The 19,110-nt window shown below is 36.4% G+C and carries 18 protein-coding genes and 2 pseudogenes; 9 read left to right on the top strand and 11 right to left on the bottom strand.

The window, feature by feature from the left end; translation table 11 throughout:
* Positions 1-32 precede the first annotated feature (32 nt).
* Positions 33-494, bottom strand: coding sequence for a pilin (locus tag F947_RS08445; RefSeq protein WP_004974505.1), 462 nt, complete (start codon positions 492-494; stop codon positions 33-35).
* 279 nt (positions 495-773) lie between these two features.
* On the opposite strand from F947_RS08445, the gene F947_RS08440 reads away from it, so the two are divergent.
* From F947_RS08440 to F947_RS08420, 6 genes and pseudogenes are all read left to right on the top strand, one after another.
* Positions 774-1,043: a type II toxin-antitoxin system TacA family antitoxin gene (locus F947_RS08440; protein WP_004974504.1), complete on the top strand. Its 270-nt coding sequence runs from the start codon at positions 774-776 to the stop codon at positions 1,041-1,043.
* Positions 1,044-1,052: 9 nt separating this feature from the next.
* Positions 1,053-1,262, top strand: coding sequence for a type II toxin-antitoxin system Phd/YefM family antitoxin (locus tag F947_RS08435; protein ID WP_004974503.1), 210 nt, complete (start codon positions 1,053-1,055; stop codon positions 1,260-1,262).
* A 391-nt stretch (positions 1,263-1,653) separates the two neighbouring features.
* Positions 1,654-2,100, top strand: a complete 447-nt coding sequence (locus F947_RS08430) for a pilin (RefSeq protein ID WP_004974501.1) — start codon at positions 1,654-1,656, stop codon at positions 2,098-2,100.
* A 76-nt stretch (positions 2,101-2,176) separates the two neighbouring features.
* Positions 2,177-2,344: pseudogene (locus F947_RS14860) on the top strand (type IV pilin accessory protein); the annotation flags it as partial.
* 152 nt (positions 2,345-2,496) lie between these two features.
* A pseudogene (locus F947_RS08425) lies at positions 2,497-2,745 on the top strand (polymerase); the annotation flags it as partial.
* 234 nt (positions 2,746-2,979) lie between these two features.
* A complete protein-coding gene (locus F947_RS08420) occupies positions 2,980-4,866 on the top strand; it encodes a DUF262 domain-containing protein (RefSeq protein ID WP_004974499.1) in 1,887 nt (628 codons plus the stop codon).
* Positions 4,867-4,918: 52 nt separating this feature from the next.
* On the opposite strand, the gene F947_RS08415 is transcribed toward F947_RS08420, so the two are convergent.
* The 4 genes from F947_RS08415 to F947_RS08400 are packed head-to-tail and all read right to left on the bottom strand — an operon-like array spanning position 4,919 to position 10,697.
* Positions 4,919-5,278: a hypothetical protein gene (locus F947_RS08415; protein ID WP_004974497.1), complete on the bottom strand. Its 360-nt coding sequence runs from the start codon at positions 5,276-5,278 to the stop codon at positions 4,919-4,921.
* Positions 5,279-5,281: 3 nt separating this feature from the next.
* The gene (locus tag F947_RS08410; protein WP_004974496.1) at positions 5,282-7,339 is read right to left on the bottom strand and encodes a hypothetical protein; all 2,058 of its coding nucleotides are present in this window, start codon (positions 7,337-7,339) and stop codon (positions 5,282-5,284) included.
* Positions 7,336-9,273, bottom strand: coding sequence for a hypothetical protein (locus tag F947_RS08405; protein WP_004974494.1), 1,938 nt, complete (start codon positions 9,271-9,273; stop codon positions 7,336-7,338). The genes F947_RS08410 and F947_RS08405 overlap by 4 nt, the downstream gene beginning before the upstream one ends.
* Positions 9,270-10,697, bottom strand: a complete 1,428-nt coding sequence (locus tag F947_RS08400) for a tyrosine-type recombinase/integrase (protein WP_004974492.1) — start codon at positions 10,695-10,697, stop codon at positions 9,270-9,272. Before F947_RS08400 ends, F947_RS08405 begins: the two co-directional genes overlap by 4 nt.
* A gap of 423 nt (positions 10,698-11,120) precedes the next feature.
* On the opposite strand from F947_RS08400, the gene F947_RS08395 reads away from it, so the two are divergent.
* Entirely contained in the window at positions 11,121-12,077 is a 957-nt protein-coding gene (locus tag F947_RS08395) for an Arc family DNA-binding protein (RefSeq protein ID WP_004974490.1), read from the top strand.
* A gap of 48 nt (positions 12,078-12,125) precedes the next feature.
* Here the strand turns inward: F947_RS08395 and F947_RS08390 are convergent, their stop codons facing one another.
* Entirely contained in the window at positions 12,126-12,332 is a 207-nt protein-coding gene (locus tag F947_RS08390) for a helix-turn-helix domain-containing protein (protein WP_081402485.1), read from the bottom strand.
* A gap of 158 nt (positions 12,333-12,490) precedes the next feature.
* Here F947_RS08390 and F947_RS08385 point away from each other — a divergent pair, with 158 nt between their 5' ends.
* Positions 12,491-12,757, top strand: coding sequence for a hypothetical protein (locus tag F947_RS08385; protein ID WP_004974487.1), 267 nt, complete (start codon positions 12,491-12,493; stop codon positions 12,755-12,757).
* A 104-nt stretch (positions 12,758-12,861) separates the two neighbouring features.
* Positions 12,862-13,485 carry an HAD family hydrolase gene (locus F947_RS08380; protein WP_004974486.1) on the top strand — a complete coding sequence of 208 codons (624 nt, stop codon included), beginning with the start codon at positions 12,862-12,864 and terminating at the stop codon, positions 13,483-13,485.
* 79 nt (positions 13,486-13,564) lie between these two features.
* On the opposite strand, the gene F947_RS08375 is transcribed toward F947_RS08380, so the two are convergent.
* The 5 genes from F947_RS08375 to F947_RS08355 all read right to left on the bottom strand — a co-directional run bounded on the left by F947_RS08375 (position 13,565) and on the right by F947_RS08355 (position 19,105).
* A complete protein-coding gene (locus tag F947_RS08375; protein WP_004974485.1) occupies positions 13,565-15,118 on the bottom strand; it encodes an esterase-like activity of phytase family protein in 1,554 nt (517 codons plus the stop codon).
* 110 nt (positions 15,119-15,228) lie between these two features.
* Positions 15,229-16,107, bottom strand: coding sequence for an IS982-like element ISAba4 family transposase (locus tag F947_RS08370; protein ID WP_004973252.1), 879 nt, complete (start codon positions 16,105-16,107; stop codon positions 15,229-15,231).
* Between the two features lie 110 nt (positions 16,108-16,217).
* A complete protein-coding gene (locus tag F947_RS08365; protein WP_004974482.1) occupies positions 16,218-16,706 on the bottom strand; it encodes a hypothetical protein in 489 nt (162 codons plus the stop codon).
* A gap of 744 nt (positions 16,707-17,450) precedes the next feature.
* Positions 17,451-18,011: a TPM domain-containing protein gene (locus F947_RS08360; RefSeq protein ID WP_004974478.1), complete on the bottom strand. Its 561-nt coding sequence runs from the start codon at positions 18,009-18,011 to the stop codon at positions 17,451-17,453.
* The gene (locus F947_RS08355; protein WP_004974476.1) at positions 18,005-19,105 is read right to left on the bottom strand and encodes a TPM domain-containing protein; all 1,101 of its coding nucleotides are present in this window, start codon (positions 19,103-19,105) and stop codon (positions 18,005-18,007) included. The genes F947_RS08360 and F947_RS08355 overlap by 7 nt, the downstream gene beginning before the upstream one ends.
* Positions 19,106-19,110 lie beyond the last annotated feature (5 nt).

Genomic DNA, 19,110 nt, shown 5'->3' with positions numbered 1-19,110 from the left:
GGCTATACAGCCTCTTTTATACAATTCTTAAATTAGAACTGACCACGGCATGAACCTGGTAAATACTTTTGAGGAATAGTTGTTCCCGCACTAGAATCACCACACTTCCAACCATATACAGTTACACCAACATCACCGTTAGCTAATGCTGTGTTAGCATCTTTGTATGGAATTAGAGTAAGTTGGTTTTTACCTGAACCCAACTGATCAATATTCTTAGCAGTCACGGTAATAACACCTTTGTTGTCAGTCGCTACAGAATCTACATATTTAGTTGTTTGAGATGCAGATTCACAGCCCCAATCACCAGCAGCTGGAAGCGTAGCACCAACAGCACTTTGTACAGTTTCAGTTACAGTAGTACGGCATTGAGAAGCAGCTAAAACTACTTCTGACACTTTTGCACGAACGGTATAGTCTTGGTATGCAGGAAGTGCAACCGCAGCCAAAATACCGATAATTGCAACAACGATCATTAATTCGATACAATCCATAAGTCACTTTATATGGACACACTCCAAGCCATTGAATTCTATTAATTTACCCCATTTTGTATTTTGTCCATATGGACATGCTTTTATAACGACAATTTTTTCAAGTTTGTCCATATCCTAAAAATAGCATAGTGTGTTTAAAAAGTATTTTATTCCGCATAATTAAAACAAGCAGACATGGAAAGAGAATTTTTGTTTATATTTATACCGACCATAAGACTTTATATTTGCTATGTGTCATACAAAATACAAAAACTTCTACCCAAAAGAAGATGAGTAATGACAAACAATGAGGTTATAGAAATACATGTAGATGCTGAAACAAAGCAATTGGCAGAACAAGCTGCGATTGTTCTAGGCTGCTCTGCACTCAGTGAGTTTTTTATTTATTTAATTCAAAATTACGCACCGCAAATTTTGCACGAACACACTCATATTCAGTTAAGTCATGCACAGTTCGAGCAATTTATCGAAGCATGTCACACTCAAAATACCGTTCCTGACCGATTAAAACAGGCTGCTCAACTTTTAGATAAAGAAAACTCTTAAGGAGTAAAAATGAAAGTCATCACATGTGAAGAGCTGCAAGAAAATTTTGCGGATATACTCGATTACGTTATAGAGGATCACGCACCTGTACTTATTAATAGAAAAGATAAACAAGCCGTGGTGCTGATAAGTCAAGATGACTACAAAGCATTTGAAGAAACAGCGTACCTACTCAAAAGTCATGCCAATACAAAACGGTTACGCGATTCAATTGCGTAAATTGAAGCAGCTCAAACTAAAAAGCACAACCTCGTTCAAAAATGAACTTTAGTTATGTAGATGATGCTAAAAGTAGTTGTATATTAAAAAAGTACACTAAGTTTTAGGCTTTAAGCTACTCTCTCAACTCAAACATAAAAAAATCACTCAGAAAATTATGTGACACAAATCACAAAATGACAATATTTGTCAAAATCGCAGAACGCCGCCTGACAATAATTGTCACTTTTTAACAAAAATATACAGATGAATTTATAGTCTGAATTTTTTTATGTATAAGGTGCTGTTTTTCTGTGTAAATTGTCTATAATAAAAGTTGGCACGTTTAGTGCTAAGTATAAAATAGCTTACAAAGCTTATAATTAAATTAACAACATTTGTGGAGAATGTTATGAACGCTCAAAAAGGCTTTACATTGATCGAGCTAATGATCGTAGTCGCTATTATCGGTATTTTGGCTGCAATTGCGATTCCGCAATACCAAAACTATATTGCTAAATCACAAGTTAGCCGTGCTGTAGCAGAGCTAGGAGCAATTAAAACTGCTTATGAAACTTGTATGAATGATGGAAAAACTGATGCAAATGCTTGTGCTTTGGGTTGGACTGCTTCAAACATTATTACTCAAACTACACCAGGTGTTGATACTGATGGTACAAATAAAGCAGCACTCTCAGAGACAGGCACGATTGTAGGAACATTTAGTGGTAATGCTGCTGCAGCATTGCAAGGTACTACTCCAAAAACTGTTACTTGGACACGTACAGCTGATGGCGCATGGACTTGTGCTACTACTGCTCCTAAAAAATATGAAGCTGCTGGTTGTCCTGGCGTATAAGTTCGGATATAAAAAACGCATCTTTAGAGATGCGTTTTTTTGCTAAAATCTTTTAATAATATGTATTACCATTCAAAAATTAGAACAATTCAACTCAAAAACTGAAGTTAAAAAAACTTTAGCTAAATATCCAAATGCAGATGCTTGGCTACCGCTAAAAGCCAATGCAATAGATATGGTGGTGTTAATCAATAAAGAATCTGCAAGCATCATCAAAATAGTAGACTTAAGACCGTGGAAATAATTTCTTAAGTAAAAAATGGGGAATTTAAGTATTCCCCATGCGATCATCTAATTTTAAAACTGGCAGAATTCCAATCAAACTTGCCACACAAAGCACTATCATCTTGCCTAAAAAAATATAAGATAGAGCCAGTTTTTTGGTCTATTTTTCCTATGAAATCTGCATTGCTATTTTTGGCTGTCATCCTCATCTCCCTTGCATGGTTATTGCCCATTCACTACCGTCCGTGGGTTACTTATACAGGTGAACTTTACGCATTTTTTGCCCTGTTTGCCCTCGCAGCCGGCCTTTTTAAAGAAAAACTACAGATACCAAAAATCAGCCTGCCATTACTGGCATTGTGCAGTGTTCCTTTCATTCAGTGGGGTTTTGGCTTGGTTTATTTCTTTGATAAAGCCTTGCCGCAGCGACTTCTCTGTTGGCAGTGACAGAGAATAACGAAATAGTAGTATGGTTAGGTAATGCTTCAATACCACAACCTGAAGCAGATAAGAACAGTTTAGACTTACTTTTATATAATGAATTAATACCCACAACTAATCACTAAAAGTATAGTCAAGTTATTTTCATTACAATTATTAGACTGTTATATTTAATTTGTTACAATAGGGGAATTTATTTTATTAAAATCCATTATGAAAGCTTCACAACAATTACTTTCCAACATCTTAAATTCAAGCAGTGCAAATGAGCATTATCATATTCCTAAGTTTCAAAGACCGTATAGCTGGCAAAAAGACCATTGGGAAAAGTTTCTAGATGACATAGAAGAGGACGATTTAGGCCATTTTATCGGTTCAATTATATGTTTATTTGATGAAAGCTCTACTGAGCCAAATACAGACAAAGTATTTGAACTTATTGATGGACAGCAGCGTTTTACAACCATCTCAATTTTTTTAGCTGCTCTTAGAAAAAAATTGAATATTGAAATTGAAAAATCGAAATCTAATCTAGACGAAGATGAGTTCTTTGAATACAAAGCAACCTTGATTAATATTTCTAATCAGCTTATTAAGAAACTAAAATCGTCTAACAACCCACAGCAGAAAGGTGTTTTTTCAGTTGGAAATGATAATTTTATCCTTAGGTTCTTACCATCAACACAAAATGATAACGAAAGCGACTATAAGTATATTCTTAGCTTATGTGGCGTTTTACCTGAATCTGTAAAAAAACCTAACTATTTTAATTTAAGAAGAATGTCTAAAGCTTATTCATATTTTTTAGAACGGTTAGAGGAAAAAAATCTGGACGATTTAAAAAATATTGCTCAAAAGGTTAATGCTATTACAATGGTTCATATACAAGTTAGTTCCAATAGTGATGCTTTTAGACTATTTGATACACTTAATAACCGTGGATTACCGTTATCGGCAATTGATATTATCAAAAACAAAATGCTTGCCACACTAACCAGTAAGTATAACCAAAACATAGATTCAGCCTATGATCAATGGCAAGATCTAATTAACAATATTGAAGGGTTAGAGGACAGATTTCTAAGACAGTATTTCAATGCTTTCAATCACTTGCCATTAATTTCAATGAGCAACAAGAAAGCAACAACATCACAATTAATTAAGATTTATGAAGAATTGATTGAAAAAAGAGATACGCAAAAATTATTTTCAGACTTAATTGCTAAATCAAATATTTACAAGTCACTTGTCGAGCCAGATACAAAAACAATAATTGGTCAAAATCTTCAAGAGTTTAATTATATTAATACTGCGCCAACCTATACTTTATTAATGTACTTAATGTCCTTAGACTCTAAGTTTTTTTCTAATGACTATGAGCAAACCTTACTTGAAATTTTAGAATTTTTGCAAAAATTTGCTATTAGAAGAAACCTAACCGATATGCCAAAAACTCGAGCACTAGATCAAATCAACATTGATGTCATTGAAAATTGTCACAATGCCATGAAAGATGGTAAAAAAATTGATATCAACTTAATAAAGTCATCTTTTTTAAATAATAAACATAAGCCTGCAAGCATTGATCAAGTCAAAGAGATACTATCAAGTAATGATTTCTACCAGAATAGTATGTCTAGATATTTACTAATCAAATTAGACTCTCTTTGGACAAATCGACAATACAATCCTAATTTATGGGAAAGAAATAATAAAGGTGACTACATTTGGACGATTGAACATGTATTACCACAATCAGAAAATATATCTAAAGATTGGGAAGAAATGCTCAAAAAAAATGCAAACAATCGAGATATAAAAGATATACACCAAGAAAGTGTACATAAAATCGGGAATTTAACTTTATCTGCTTATAATTCAAAATTATCTAAAGGTAGTCTAACTCAAAAGCAAAAGTTGAATATTATAAAACTTGGTGGCCTTACAATTAATATTGGCTATCAAAATGGCTTAGCAATCAACACCAACCTTTCTTTTAATAATCAGTCATTAAGTAATGTTAGCGATTGGACAGATATGGAAATTATGAAGAGGGGGCATGTTATGGTAGATTTATTAATAAAAACCTTAGATTTTTAATTTTAATATCCCTTTATAGCCACTAAGCCCACAAACTTAGTGGCTATATAAATCAAAAAATTCGAGTATTTTGCCTCAACTCAAAATTTTCCAACAACAGCGAGTTCGCCTTTTCCAACAGCCTCTCATAATCTTCCTGAAGTTTCTCATAATCAGTTTTAACCGCCTTGGTCTTGCTTTTGGCTTTTTCAACCCGCTGTGTAGGCGAAAGTACATTTTGTCCTGCTTGCTGTGCAGCCAGCTCAATTGCCTGTACCAATGCTGCATGGCGGCTCTTTTTAATCGAACCCCGTTTACGCCCTGCTTCAAGCGCTACCGTGTCATTATTAATGGCAGAGCCTTTCGGTAGGACAGTCGGTTTATTGGCTTTTAAACGCTCTAAAGCAGCGTAATAATCATTAAGTGCACTCATATTTTACACCTCAATATTGATCGTTTTAATTTTTTGAATCATTTTGTTTAAAGCCAAAATCTCACCGTCCATTTGCCCGTACAGCAAGCTATTTTGGGTTTGTGTATCTCGTACTCGCTGTAGTCGCTGAACTGCTTTTTGCATTTTTTCAGCACTCCCAGCATCAAACACAGCATGGGCGCAACTCAAGCAACTGGTAATAGCCGTAAAAGAAATTTTTTCACAGGAGTCTGGATTGGTACAAGCACCAAAAAGACTCGGTTTGTAGGCAATTTCTCCCTTTTTCATTCGCTTAATCGCTTCATTTCTATCTGGAAATACTTTAAGTAGCTGTTCACGATCTTTTTGTAGCTGTAAATAGGTGCCTGCACCACCGAGTAAACGACTAGAACTATTAATTACACCATCCTCAAATTGCGCATATGAATGCATTAGACGTTGATATTCCAGCTCTTGAATAAATTCCTTTTGGCTCTCACTGGCTAAAATATTCGGGGCAAATACTGCATTATTTCGGTAATACAACGTCATAGACTCTGTTAGATGCTTAAATTGAACAGACAAAGCACCGAGTCCGATCATGCCTGAACGTGCGCCATAAACTGCAAGTGAGCGTCTAAACTGATGCGTGCAAATATTCCAGTATTGACCAATTTGACAGTCTTTTTCTTCACGCCAGTTGCGGAAACCATCGAAAGCTTCAAGCTCGGCGATATCACTTTCTGTGATTTTCAACCCCTCTCCAAGCAAGACAGTAATACGGCTTAAGTACTGATTAAAATTGGCATTAGTTCGCGTTGGAGCACCTTCAAAATTAGAGATAAAATCCGTTTCATTTTCGATATTTCGATTGTTTTTATGCCGATGTTTTTGTGAATATCGTGCTGGAAATAATGGATATTCACAAGGATTAGAAAAATCGTAATGCGGATTAAATATGGCGTAGATTTCACCAACACTTTGTGCTGCATGTACGCCAGTTTGAATATCTTCAAACGTAATCCAATAAGTAGACTTGTTGCCACCCCCATGTAACTTAGAGGTGTAGCCCATAACCACATGCACAAGATGCTCATTACTTTGAACCGTTTGATAGCAATCATAAGACAGCTGATTTACTTCATTGTCCCGCATACCAGTAAACAAATGAATCCACAACTTGGCCATTCCTTGTATCAACGTCATGTAGCGAGTCAAATTCGCATGTTTTTGAATCTGATTATTTTCAAACAGCGCTGTTAAACCGAGTAAATCTCGAGCATCAGTAAAACTTACCGCATTTTTTTCACGCTTAAATTCTGTCGGCATCAAAGCAAAATTTGCATCCTGCTGCTTGCGCTGAAACCATTTCAGAAGTGCTGAAGCATTTTGATTAAACTCGTTTAATAAATCTGCTAAAGCATTAATTAAGGCAATATAAATACGTGAAGGTATTAACTTAGTTTGCGGACCCACTTTGCCCGATTGCAACCTGAGTTGAACAGCCAACTTTGCTAAATGCCCTATTGGCTTATATGTACTAAAAGCAGGAATGAGCAATGGGTATTGCTGTTGCAATGCAAAACAATCCGTTAAAAATGCTTTGATATGGATGGCTTTTTGATAGCTCACACCAACATAAGCATTATTTACTTTTGACATATAAGCAACATCGCTAAACAATTGCTGCAATGTGCAGCCATTTTTATATGCAATTGCTGCAAACTGGCGCAAAACCGTATGCCGCTGTTCAATACTTTTAATAATCGACTTACCTGATTTTATATAAAGCAAAGCAAAACTGATTTTTTTCATTTCTGCCCGAATTTGACAGTAAAGAAAGTCATTTTCTCGGGCATTTTCAAGCCAGCTATCAAAATTCAGGCGACAATGACACTTCGGTAAATATGGAGAAAGATCCCACACATTGTCTGAATAAACTGATAGTGTTTCACCGTTTTTTGTTCGAGACAGTACAAAAGAAGCAGGTACTGTCAACTGATCCTTTTCTAAATGATACTCATCTGGCAAAAACTGCTCAGCAACACCCAATGAATATAGATATGAATTAAATGAACTCATGATATCCACCCCAGATCAATTAAAAGCTCAAAATGATTGAGCCAATAGGCATCTAAATCACCGTTTTCTACTTCTTCTTGAATTGAAAAAATACGATCACGCAAATTCCCATAAGTATTTGATAAATTGTTGAGTACTTCGTCAATTCGATGTAAAACCACACCGAAGTGTGACTCCCATTTGATCAAATCCGTGGCTTTCTGCTTAACGTAGCCGAGCAGGCTTTTTAGGGATAAAAGCTTGCGTACATCTTCATCGTCAGCGTGGACTGCATAGTATTGACAGAATAGGCAATACTCAAATTGCTGACAGTTTGGAGCTGGGGCTTGTTTGGTAAAGCCTAAAGTTTTTTCAGGTTGTAGATTGGTAGTCGTACAAGCCCCGACAGGTAAGGTTTGAACATCAACAGTCTCATCTAACGTTTGCACAGGAATGCGCTCAACGGTTCGAGTTTGTGCCACCGCAACTTCTCTCAACTCATGAAAGAATTGTGAAATTTGCTGACTCGCATCTTTAAATGAAGTTCGACTGTAATTCTTGCGAGCTGTATCGAGTGAATGCCCCATTTTTTCAGCTTCGAGTAAGAGATCACCATCGCTCAATTCAACATATTGACTGCTAACATGCTTGCGCCACTCTTGTGGGGTGATCCAGGCCATTTTTGGGAAAATGCGCTGTAAAAAATTTTTTATTAATTGTAATCTGGCGTTGCTTACAGGTCCCAATTGCTGAATTTCGTTGCGCAATGGAAAGATAAAATCACATGGCTCATCTTGAATATACCATTCTCGAAGTTCCAGAATCTTCCTAAAAACTGGCTCAAATTTCACCCCAAACTCTGGCCGTACTGTCTTGCCACCTGCACGGCTTTTTGTACCTGAGAAACGTCGGCCTTGTGTGGATGGCAGGACTTCCATGCTGTCGAGTTGTAATTGTTGAGCAGTGTCTAGATTTGCACCAGTTTGTGCAATAAATAACAGCATGCCGATTGCTAGACCGTAGGATGCAAGTCTTGTACGCTCTAAATGTCGCTTGTCTTTATTACGCTCTTCAAGTTTACGAATCGCTTGATTGCGATTTTCACGTACACGCTTTCGATGTTCACTATCCTCAGCAAGCCCGAAATCCATCAACATTTTTGACAATGTCGGAATTGAGCTATATTTGGCTAAGTAACTCTGTACATCAAACTGAATATGTTGTTTTTCAGTTTGATGATGAAAGTTCGAGTAAAAATAGAAGTTTTCTTCATCCACGGATTGAAAATGTGCAGGAAAGTCATTTTCTTGTACAACAATACGATGAATTTCAAGAAAGGCATTCAACAAAGTTGCATAAGTTTTTTGATGATCTTGTTCTGCGATCGGTAAAACTGGCACATCATAACGCTGAGACTGTACTTGCATCGCTTGACTAAAAATATCAATTTCGTGACAATCAAATACATATGCGATTAACTTCGCTGCATTACGCTGATATTGTTTTGCTGTATGCGCAGCCAGGTTTTCTTCGTCAGTATCTGCAAGCAAAGTGCGATCAACTAAATATTTACTGTAACGACGATACGCATCGATAACGCTGTCTTGATTTGATAAATCAAAATTTTTCTTTTGCAAATCCACATAATCTAGAAACATTTTACTAGTGTAGTAAAAGAGGCCTTTTGATAAGTCTGATCCGCCCATTTGCAACAAATAATTGGTCAAACATTGTAAAAAATAGCGTCTTTTTTCATCAAAAGATGCAGATAACTGTTGTTCTGATAAAACCTCACCAGATACTCTTTTCCGATAAAACAGAGTTCCGATGTCGAATGTCTTAAAAGCAAAAGAAGCTGTCTTATCTTTGCAGACAAGAACAAGTCGCTCATGCTCATTAATTTGTTTATTGATATCTGAGATATGCACAAAAATCGGAGAACGTCTAAAATTCATGACAATTCTCCCGCAAAATTGACAGAAGACATCACGTATTTCATTAAGCTTGATTCATACTCATGCTGAATTTTACTACGCCATTCTAGTCGCGATTTATAGTTCAAATACTGTAAAGTCGTACTAATATTAGTATGACCCATTCTGGCTTGCACATATTCAACAGCGGTCATAGCAGAATGCCCTTCTGGCAGGTGCTGTAACTGACTTTCGAGTAAATTCATACCAAAACTGGCGCGTAAATCATGAAATCTAAAGCTTTTAAATTGTGGATCAATCAGGCGAATTTCAGGCAATAGTACGACTTTTAAATAACTACGAACCGCTTCACCGTCATACAATTTCAGCCTCACCCCAGATGAGTCAGATGCTTTAATCTGCTCAGTCAGTTCTTGCTGTTCAGTTTTGCTTGTATAAAATGATGTGCCAAATTTGGTGAGAAACACATAGTTTTCATCCGAGTCGCCTAAGTTTGATTTCTGTCTACGCTGACACGCTCGCTCACTATTGATATAGATTTTAAGATCTTGCACTAACCACTTCGGAATTAATAATCTCATTGACTTTTGAAATTTGGTATCAATGCCTGTACCCGCTCCAACTAGCAGATTAATAAAGCCATGACTATCTGGCTCACAATCAATTAAGTTTTTGATTCGTAAAGTACAAATCGTTTGCAAACGTGCGCCAGTGAATAATGCAAGATAGAACATCAGCTGATATTCACGTGATGACTTCCGCAATGCTTTTAATACAACAGCTTGCTCTTCAACAGTAAGCGGACTTAACTCACCACCATCCGCAATCGTTTCAGGATTCGGTGCTTTGGCCGGAACATGAATCGCAAGATCATGCGACTTAATTGCCATTTTTCTACGTGCGCCAAACTCATTATCCACGGCAATGTATTTGTAGACGTCTTTAAATGGTATGCCGTAGCGCTGATGATCAACCAAATCTTCAGTAACAAGAAATCGGTAAAAGTTCACCACTGCATTAATTCGATTACGTGCCGAACTAACTGAAATTAGACCTGCATTCGCTTGCTCAATTAGCCGAGTACGATATTTAAAAATCGCATTTGACTGTTTTAGTTTGTGAAATTTCAAACAGTCCAATTGCTCATCTTCTAAAAAACGCTGAAAATCAACAAGCTGATGCGCAATAGATGCAAAGGTTTTAAAATCGTACTGTACTGTTTGCTGTAATTTTTTCAGCAAATACAGATTAAAAATTTCTGACGGATGACCATCTCCCTGAATAATTGAAGGAAATTCGAGATATGCATCACCATAATTTTCGAACTCGGCATCATTGAAACAATGAGTTGCCTTAGCCAACGTCAATAATTGAAATTTTTTGATGGTCACGACTTCGGCTTTAGACTGGTAGCGTGACTGACCATTTTTAAGTTTAGTGCTCATTTTGAGCCTCCTGTTTATTAAAAACAGGCAAAAAGTGACCTTGAGATAGGATTGACAAAAATGTCCCTATTCATCAAAATACAAATGTCTGATCACCAATGAAGACATTCATAAGAGCTCATGTTGGAACCATGGGCTTTTATACTTTTTGCCGAATGAAACTTTAATTTTTCAATTGATCCTCCGTAATTTGTTTAAATTGAGTTAGAATAAAATTCACTTGTGAATTTAATGACCTATTTTGTAACAAAGCTTCTTTTTTCAACCAGCTTTTTAATGCAGGTGAAATGCGCAGCTTGAGTTGTGTCGAAGAACTTAATAATTTCATATGAACCACCATGGTTATTATTTTGGTTTATCTTTAAACCATGTTTTGATTAAATTAAACTCTATAAATATAGTCAACACGGGATTGTATTAATTATGTTAATTTCTCAGGATGCTCAACTAAAGATTCGTGTCCCAAGTGACCTAAAACAAAAAATTGAAGAAGTTGCAAATCAAGAAAAGCGTTCTATGAATGCAGAGATAGTTGATCGCCTTGAAAAAAGCTTTCACTTTTTTACCCCCTCTGAAACCAATCCTTCAAATTTAAAACTTTCGTCCTATCAGATAATTGATCGAAAAGTAGAAGTTGCTGAAAGACTTGCGCACAGCCTAAATTTAATAAATAGCTTCAAAATGAATGCAATAAAATACTCACATATTGCTCAAATGTGTGAGTATGAAAATGCGGAAATCTTTCTAAATTGGCTACAAGCAAAGCAAGAACCTTCTTTTGCTGAGTTGAAGAAAATTGCATCATATTTATATGTGGATGAGAACTGGCTGATACATGGCGATGGACATCCCATCCCATGCTCCCATTGGCAACCAGAAAATAATGTAGACTTCAATATTAATTCTCTTTTCTCTTACGTTGATCCTGTTTCTAAGCATGAGTCTGAAGCCCAAAAGATTATTTTTGTTCGAAATATATCTAAAGAAGGTGAGTTAATTATCATCAAAATATTACAAGATTGGCGTGTCGAAGTGCTAACTAGTAATATTCATGTTTCTACTTATAATGGAGTAGGTGGAACGAATATGTTAGAAAACTTTGCACGTATATGTTCACAATTATACAAATCAACCAAATATTTAACGAAAACTAATGCCTATTTAATCAATAATGAATTATTTGAAAAAATTTTAAAGTGCGAAGAACACCCTCTAGCTCTACTAAAGAAAGAGCAAACGAGTATTTGGTGGGAAGCTTTTTGGGATGCAACTGACTCAAATCACGTTCGAAAAGACTTTTTAGACATATGGCACGACTGGGATCAAACTTCCTCTATTGCCGTTAATGCCCTTTCTAAAAAACTTATAGATAAAGAGTAGATATCTAATCACTACAATTTTTAGCACCTCATCCCATTAAGTGATGTGTTAATGATTGGTATATTCAAATAAATCCTGCATATTACAATTAAAATATTTACATAATGTATCTGCGACTGAAAGTTCAATTCGCACGGCACGATCATAGTAAAGACTGGTGAGGGTATTTCGATTAATACCTGTCGCCTGAGCTACCTCACTTAACTTTAAAATTTTTCGCTCACCCATCAAAGTTGATAGCCTACATCTAATCATAACGACCTTTAAATTAAAAAATTAACCTACAGCAAGTCAATTTAACTTGATAAATCATATTCAGGGTGATAATTTAACCTACAGCAGGTTATTTTGTTTCCTAAAAACAAATTAACTTTTCTAAATCTCATTATATAATTTTTTATGGAAGTTCAGCTATGAATAACTATTTTTCTCCAAAATTCTCTGTTTCAGAGGAAGTTCGTTCAACTGCTGTTGCACTGATCAAAGAGTTTAATATTGACCGTACATTTGATTTAGCTTTGTTTCTGAATGTTAACCCCAATTTAAATGACCAAGATGCAACTTTAGCCTGGGTTAATTATTTTGAAAAAAATCAACATGATCTCAGTGACTTCAACTATGTTAGACGTCACTTCATGAAAAATTTTCCTAAAATCATGTTTGCAAATTTTAGCGAATAAAACAAACAAAGGGAGATATCAAATATCTCCCTTAATTTTTATAGCAATGTCTCTTATGATAATCTCAACAAAAAGTAAAATTCAATTTAATTGGTTGTAAAAATATGGAATCATTTATAAAAGCAGGTCATATTGAGCCTTCAGTCATTATTTTTGACGTGTTTGGTACACTTATAAAAATAGAGAAAAGACGTTCCCCATATAGAAAATTAATGAAATGGTTAAAAGAAAATGGGCGACAACCAAAATCTGATGATGCCAAATTTATTATGTCCCAAAATTTAAATTTGGCAGAGCTTACAAAGCGATTAGCAGTAAATATTCCAGACCAATTTCTGCAAGAACTTGAGCATGATTTAGATGAAGAGTTACGCTCTATTAGACTGTATGAAGATACCTTATCAACTCTGGAAGAGTTAAAAAAATTGGGATTCAGGTTGGCATTATGCTCAAATTTAGCTATGCCATATGGAAAAGTTGTTTCTTCACTTTTACCTTCTCTTGATGCTTATGCTTGGAGTTATGAGGTTGGAGCAATTAAACCGGATTCACAAATTTATCAATATTTAATTGATAAATTACAATGTCATGCCAAAGACATTTTGTTTATTGGAGATACACTTTTAGCTGATTACAGTGGTCCAACTGAATTTGGTATGTCAGCTCGTTTAATTGATCGTAAGAATGGGCAAAAGCTGGCAGATGTTTTAGCTGATATCATTCGGTGATTAATATTGGCTTAAGTCTGAAAAAAACTAGTTGAATTTAAAAAGCCCAAAAGTTTTAGCTTTTGGGCTTCATTCATTGTTATGGGTTGAAAAGATTTAACTTATCGGCAATATATAAGGTAGGTGTATCGACACGCATGCCCACATTATCCAAATACTTTTGCTCTAAACCATTGGTTGTCCAAAGCCCCATGTCATCATCATTCACAATGCCAAGAGTTTGTCGGTTAATCAACCATAAACCTTCCATTTTGTCATGTGCATAACTTACACGTTTGCCCATATCCAATACCAAGGTTTTACTTGCAGGCTGAATATTTAGTGCTTGTAATGCTTCCCATTTTTTGTCGTTATTGATGAAATACTGCTCTAAGGTTTTACCTGCAATAGTTAAACCAAGTTTAGGATCTTGCACTAGATCACCCTGAGTTGCGATATCCTCCAAATTGGTAGCATCCTTCAGATCAATACGATAAACATGTTTCATGATATTCGGATCGTCTTTAAGGAATTTGCCATCACGTTCCAGTACTAAAAACTCATGATCATTAATCGCAATAATAGCTGAGTTTGAGTTAGCATCAATTTCTTGACAATAGAGATACTGAGCAACTTTTCCTGTTTCAAGATTGATCGTCACAATACGTGTTAAGGTTGATTTATTAACAGCTTTGGTCGGTAAGTCCATTGTCGATTGCATAATCCCAACCAATGTTTTTTGGTCAGGTGTAATAGTTAAACCTTCCATACCACGGTTGGCACGACGATATCTAAATTCTTGCGGTAAAGTGAATGTATTGCGCACATCATTTACAAAAGGATTAATACGACCAATTTCTTTTCCATTGGCATCATAGTGCACAATGTGCGGGCCATATTCATCACTTACCCAAAATGTACCATCATTCAATGCTGCTAAACCTTCAGTATCTAGACCATAATCGTCAAGCTTGATTGGGTTAGTTAGTGGGTCATATGGCTTTGATGGATCTTTGGCAATTACCTCACCATTGATATCGTAAGGTGTTTCACCTGTACCACCGAGTGCAGCAGTATTCGGCAATCCACTAATATTATTTCCATCACGATCTTTTAATAAAATTGTTTTGATGAGTTTAATTGAGCCATCATCTTGCACCTCAAACAGCCCAATTTTAGGTACATAGTCTGGCATTGGGAAAATCTTACCAGCACCATTCACGCCATCATTATAGTCAGCATTTGGACCGCGATCTGTGATTGCATAAAATTGTTTATTGTTAGTAGGGTGCGCAGCAACATCAGATCCAAAGCCACCTTGTCGAAGGGTAAATGGACTAGCAATAGTTGTTCCATTTACCTTAAAGCTCGTTAAATTTTGGTAAGGTAAAGCAACACCTTGGGCAAATAAATTTGGACCACACTGGGTTGAGCTTTGCTGGATTTCATTAGTATCCAGCTCCCCATTTTGATTTTTATCCAAACCGCTTTCAATACGTGTTCCAGCACTCCAGCAATCATCATTTCCAAGTACTAAAGGCGTCTGTTGAATCAAACTATTCAATCCATTTTGACCATTGTCCCCATCATCAGTACATGCTGTTAAGAAAATTGTCGAAGCTAATAAAGCTAAAGTTAGTGGTGTTTTTTTCATTGTTCATAAGCATCATTGTAGATTTAGATCTCATGGTAAAAATCAAAAATGACATTAATGTGAATAAAATATAAATCATTCATGATATTAAAATCTTAAATTAACCCCAGTTACGGATAAGCTAAAGATTTAATCACATGAATTTTAGGCTTATTCTTTTGGCAAAGTTGATACGCACATAGTGAAGAAAATACGCCTGCTAAAAAACCAGCAATCGAACGATGTTTACTCGTAACTAAGTGATATTTTTCTTTCAATAATCCTATCAATGTTTCAATTCTTTTACGTTGTCGTAGATGAAATTCATCAGAAAATGGCAATAAGGTCACTCTCATATTTTTTCTTGGATAAGTAATTAAATCAATGCCTTGCTCTTTAAGTGTTTCTTTCAATGGTTGGCTAATGTAGCCTCTATCACCATAGACCGTTGCTGATAAGCCATTCACTAAATCCTCAACTTTTTTAAGATCAGCAATATGTCCGTTTGATAAATCTGAATTTACAATTTCACCCTCTTGATTCATCAGCAAGTGTAATTTGCAACCATAAAACCAGCCCATCGTACTTTTACCACGAGAAGCAATCTCATCTAAAGCATGATGACCTTTAGGGATTCTTTTATTTTTACAAACAGGTAAAGGTGTTGAATCAATCCATAAATATGAACTTTCATCTTTTTGGCTCAACGCATAAAGCAAAGCATGAATAGCAAGTTGGTGCTGATTGATGAGGGTAATCAGGTTTTTATAACAAGGCAAGTCTTTAAAGAGTTTGCTTTCAAACTGACAAAGCAAGTTAAAAAACATCTTAAAATTATGTACTTGAGATGTTTTATAGTAGATGGAGATAGCCACAATTTCTGATAAAGATAGCGTTGCTTGTCTGATACGTTGACGTTTGTTTTCTTGCTTGAGAAATTGCCAATAGATGGGTTCAAATTTTTTGAAAAAATCATCAACAATACAAAAAATTTCTGTAAAATCGTACATGGTAGTTAGAGCCTTTGGGTTGTGTCGTAACTTTCTAAATGGCTCTAACTACCTTTTTTTCAAGGGCTTTTCTTATCCGTAATTCGGGTTAAATTAGCATTTAAGTTCAGCTATCTTCCTAATTTTTTAAAATAGGTTTCACATTTTGAAGCGGTATTGGCTCTAGCTGTTGCATATTCAATACCTTGAATCTCACGCTGCTGAGCAAAAACTTGAATCGCAGGATGTAACTGTTCTGAGCAACTGGCATCGTTGCTAAAGTATTTTAAGGTCTTGGTATTGGCAAAATATATTGCAGCAAACAATCGCCCATCTTTAAACACAATCGCGGATGAAGCATCTAAACTGCTTCCAGACCGACCCTCATAATACAGAGCCTCATCTGTTTTCAGTAAATAGGGCGCTGAGTAATTGTCGAAATTAAATTGAAATTTTAGATAATCATGCTTTAACAATGTTTGAAGTTCTGTTTGGATTTTTGGATTCAAAACAATTTGAGGAATTGATGAAATATCTGAATATTCAATGAAGTCTAGTTCTTGAGCATGAGTAAAAACGGAGATTGAAAAAAGTAGAAAAAGATAATGTTGATTCTTCATATCAAATTTATTATTTTATGTCCATATTGACTTACTTATGGATTGTTCATTTTATATGGACACTTATGGAGTATCGATAAGGGTAAAACCTTTTTGAGCGTTCATAAACATTCTCCACAAATGTTTGTTAATTTAATTATAAGCTTTGTAAGCTATTTTATACTTAGCACTAAACGTGCCAACTTTTATTATAGACAATTCTCACAAAAAAACAGCACCTTACACATAAAAAATTTAGAACTTTTAATTTGACTGTGTATTTTTGTTAAAAAGTGACAAATATTGTCAGGCAGAAATTGGAAATTTAACAAATTTTGTCAATTTTATAGCAATAAGTCACACTTTTTAATTTTTAAAATAAACTCATCGCACAATTGTTTGCATTTTTGATCTAAATTTCAGCAAATTTAGCTTGTGTGCAATAGTTATCTTTTGTGCTTATGTGGCTTCCCTTTTTGAAAAATTAAGCCAAATTTTGCGAAAACGCCAATGTTGAAAATCTCTCCTAGCCTCTCTTTAGAAAAGAGAGGAACATTCATTATAAAATTGATTTCATGTTAAAAAAATTAAAAATACGCAAGTTTTCACTTTTTGGCACATCGCCCAAATAAACTTGTACAAACTTCCCCCCTTTGAAAAATGTGAGCCATATTAGCTTTGAACTAAAATATGCTCGTACTAGCCTCCCCCTTTGAAAAAGGGGGATTGAGGGGGATTTAAAAAAGAAAGGAACACTAACAGCTCTCAACCCAAAATAATCGGGGCATTGCTCAATTCATTCTGACGATCTACCAACTTACGGTCATAAAAAGCATCCAAAATTTCACCAATTTCTTCCACACCTGTTATCACCGCTTGTCGATACTGCTGCTGTGCCAAACCCTGCACAATATGCGTACAGACATCATCCCACACCTGTTGCGTGGTCGCGGTTTTAATGCCACGATCAATCACAATTTCTACTTTGCGTTCACACAAATTCAGGTACAGCAAAACGCCGCTGTTTAGTTCAGTATCCCAAACCCCTAATTCTGCAAATAATTGGCGTGCACGGGTATGCGTATCTATCGCATACGCCAACCGCGAGGGTAAACAGCCTTCAATCACCACCTGAATTTCACCTACATGCCCATGCTCGGCGGCAGTGACCGCTTCTGCAATGGCGTGTTGATCTTGCGCATTAAAAAAACGTTTGGTGGCAGGTAAATAAAAGAAATGCTTCAGCCAACGCTTTACACTCGGACGCGCTGGAATGTCCATTTTCGGTTGGGTAATAATCTCTGTTGTATCGGTTGTTGTTACCATGATCCTGATGCTCCTCCCCCACCAAAGCCACCGCCGCCGCTATAGCCACCGCCACCCAAACCGCCACCGCCACGTCCACCACCACGACCTGCAGAGGACAAGAAAATTTGGAAAATGGTCTGTGCAATGGCAGTAATGAGTAAAAAGAAAATTCCCGCGCCAATCATTAAACTGGTGATTAAGCCTGCACCATTGACCAAACCTGCCACTGTACCTGCCACGGCAGCGGTTGAAGCACTTAGGCGTTTTCCGACAATCAGTGAGCCAATTACCCCTGCAATTAAAATAAATAAAGCAGTGCTCAAGGTTTTTTCACGCGCCTGTTGTTCTTGCAAGGCTTGTTCCTGACGCTGTTTCAGTTCTTGCGCCGCCTGTGCAGCAACTTCTGGATCTAGGTTTAAAATCCGTTCAATTTCTGCCACGCCTGCATCTATGCCTTGTGCATATTGCGCTTGTTTAAAATAGGGGGTAATACGCTGGTTAATAATCCGACTGACCACAATATCGGGCAGCACGCCTTCTAAACCGTAACCTGTTAAAATTTGAATACGGCGGTCATTGACTGCGATTGCCATCAACACACCATTGTCTTGCTTAGCAGAACCGAGCTGCCATTGTTCTGCAACTCGCATGGCAAATTCAAAAATATCTTCCTGCCCTGTAGTTGGAACAATCACCACACCAATTTGCGCTTTGGCTTGTTGATGTAAATTTAAAATCCGCTGGCTGATTTGCTGTTTTTCTGCAGCAGTCAGCAAATTGGCTTGATCGACCACGGGCTGATTCAGGGTCGGTAAAGCACGGATAGATTCACCCTCTGCCATATCATTGGCAATTTGTGGTTGCTGAACGGGTGTTTCTATAGGTGCTTGCTGAGTGCTCGATGTAGGCTGACGTGAATTCGCAAGATCAGGGATAGGGTTTACATTTTGAGGATGCTGTTGCTGCACAATTTTACCCAACACCACAGCTTCGGCGGTTTCATCCGTTGCTGTAGCAACTTCACTATATGCCAAGCCACTAAAACACATGACAACCATCAGCAGCAGCATCTGCGCTAGATTTATACAGGTCTTGCTGTACGATTGCAGCATCCAGG

The organism is Acinetobacter towneri DSM 14962 = CIP 107472, assembly GCF_000368785.1.
GTDB lineage: Bacteria > Pseudomonadota > Gammaproteobacteria > Pseudomonadales > Moraxellaceae > Acinetobacter > Acinetobacter towneri.
Note: the sequence above shows the minus strand (reverse complement) of the source record. Positions and strands in the feature narration are given on the sequence as shown.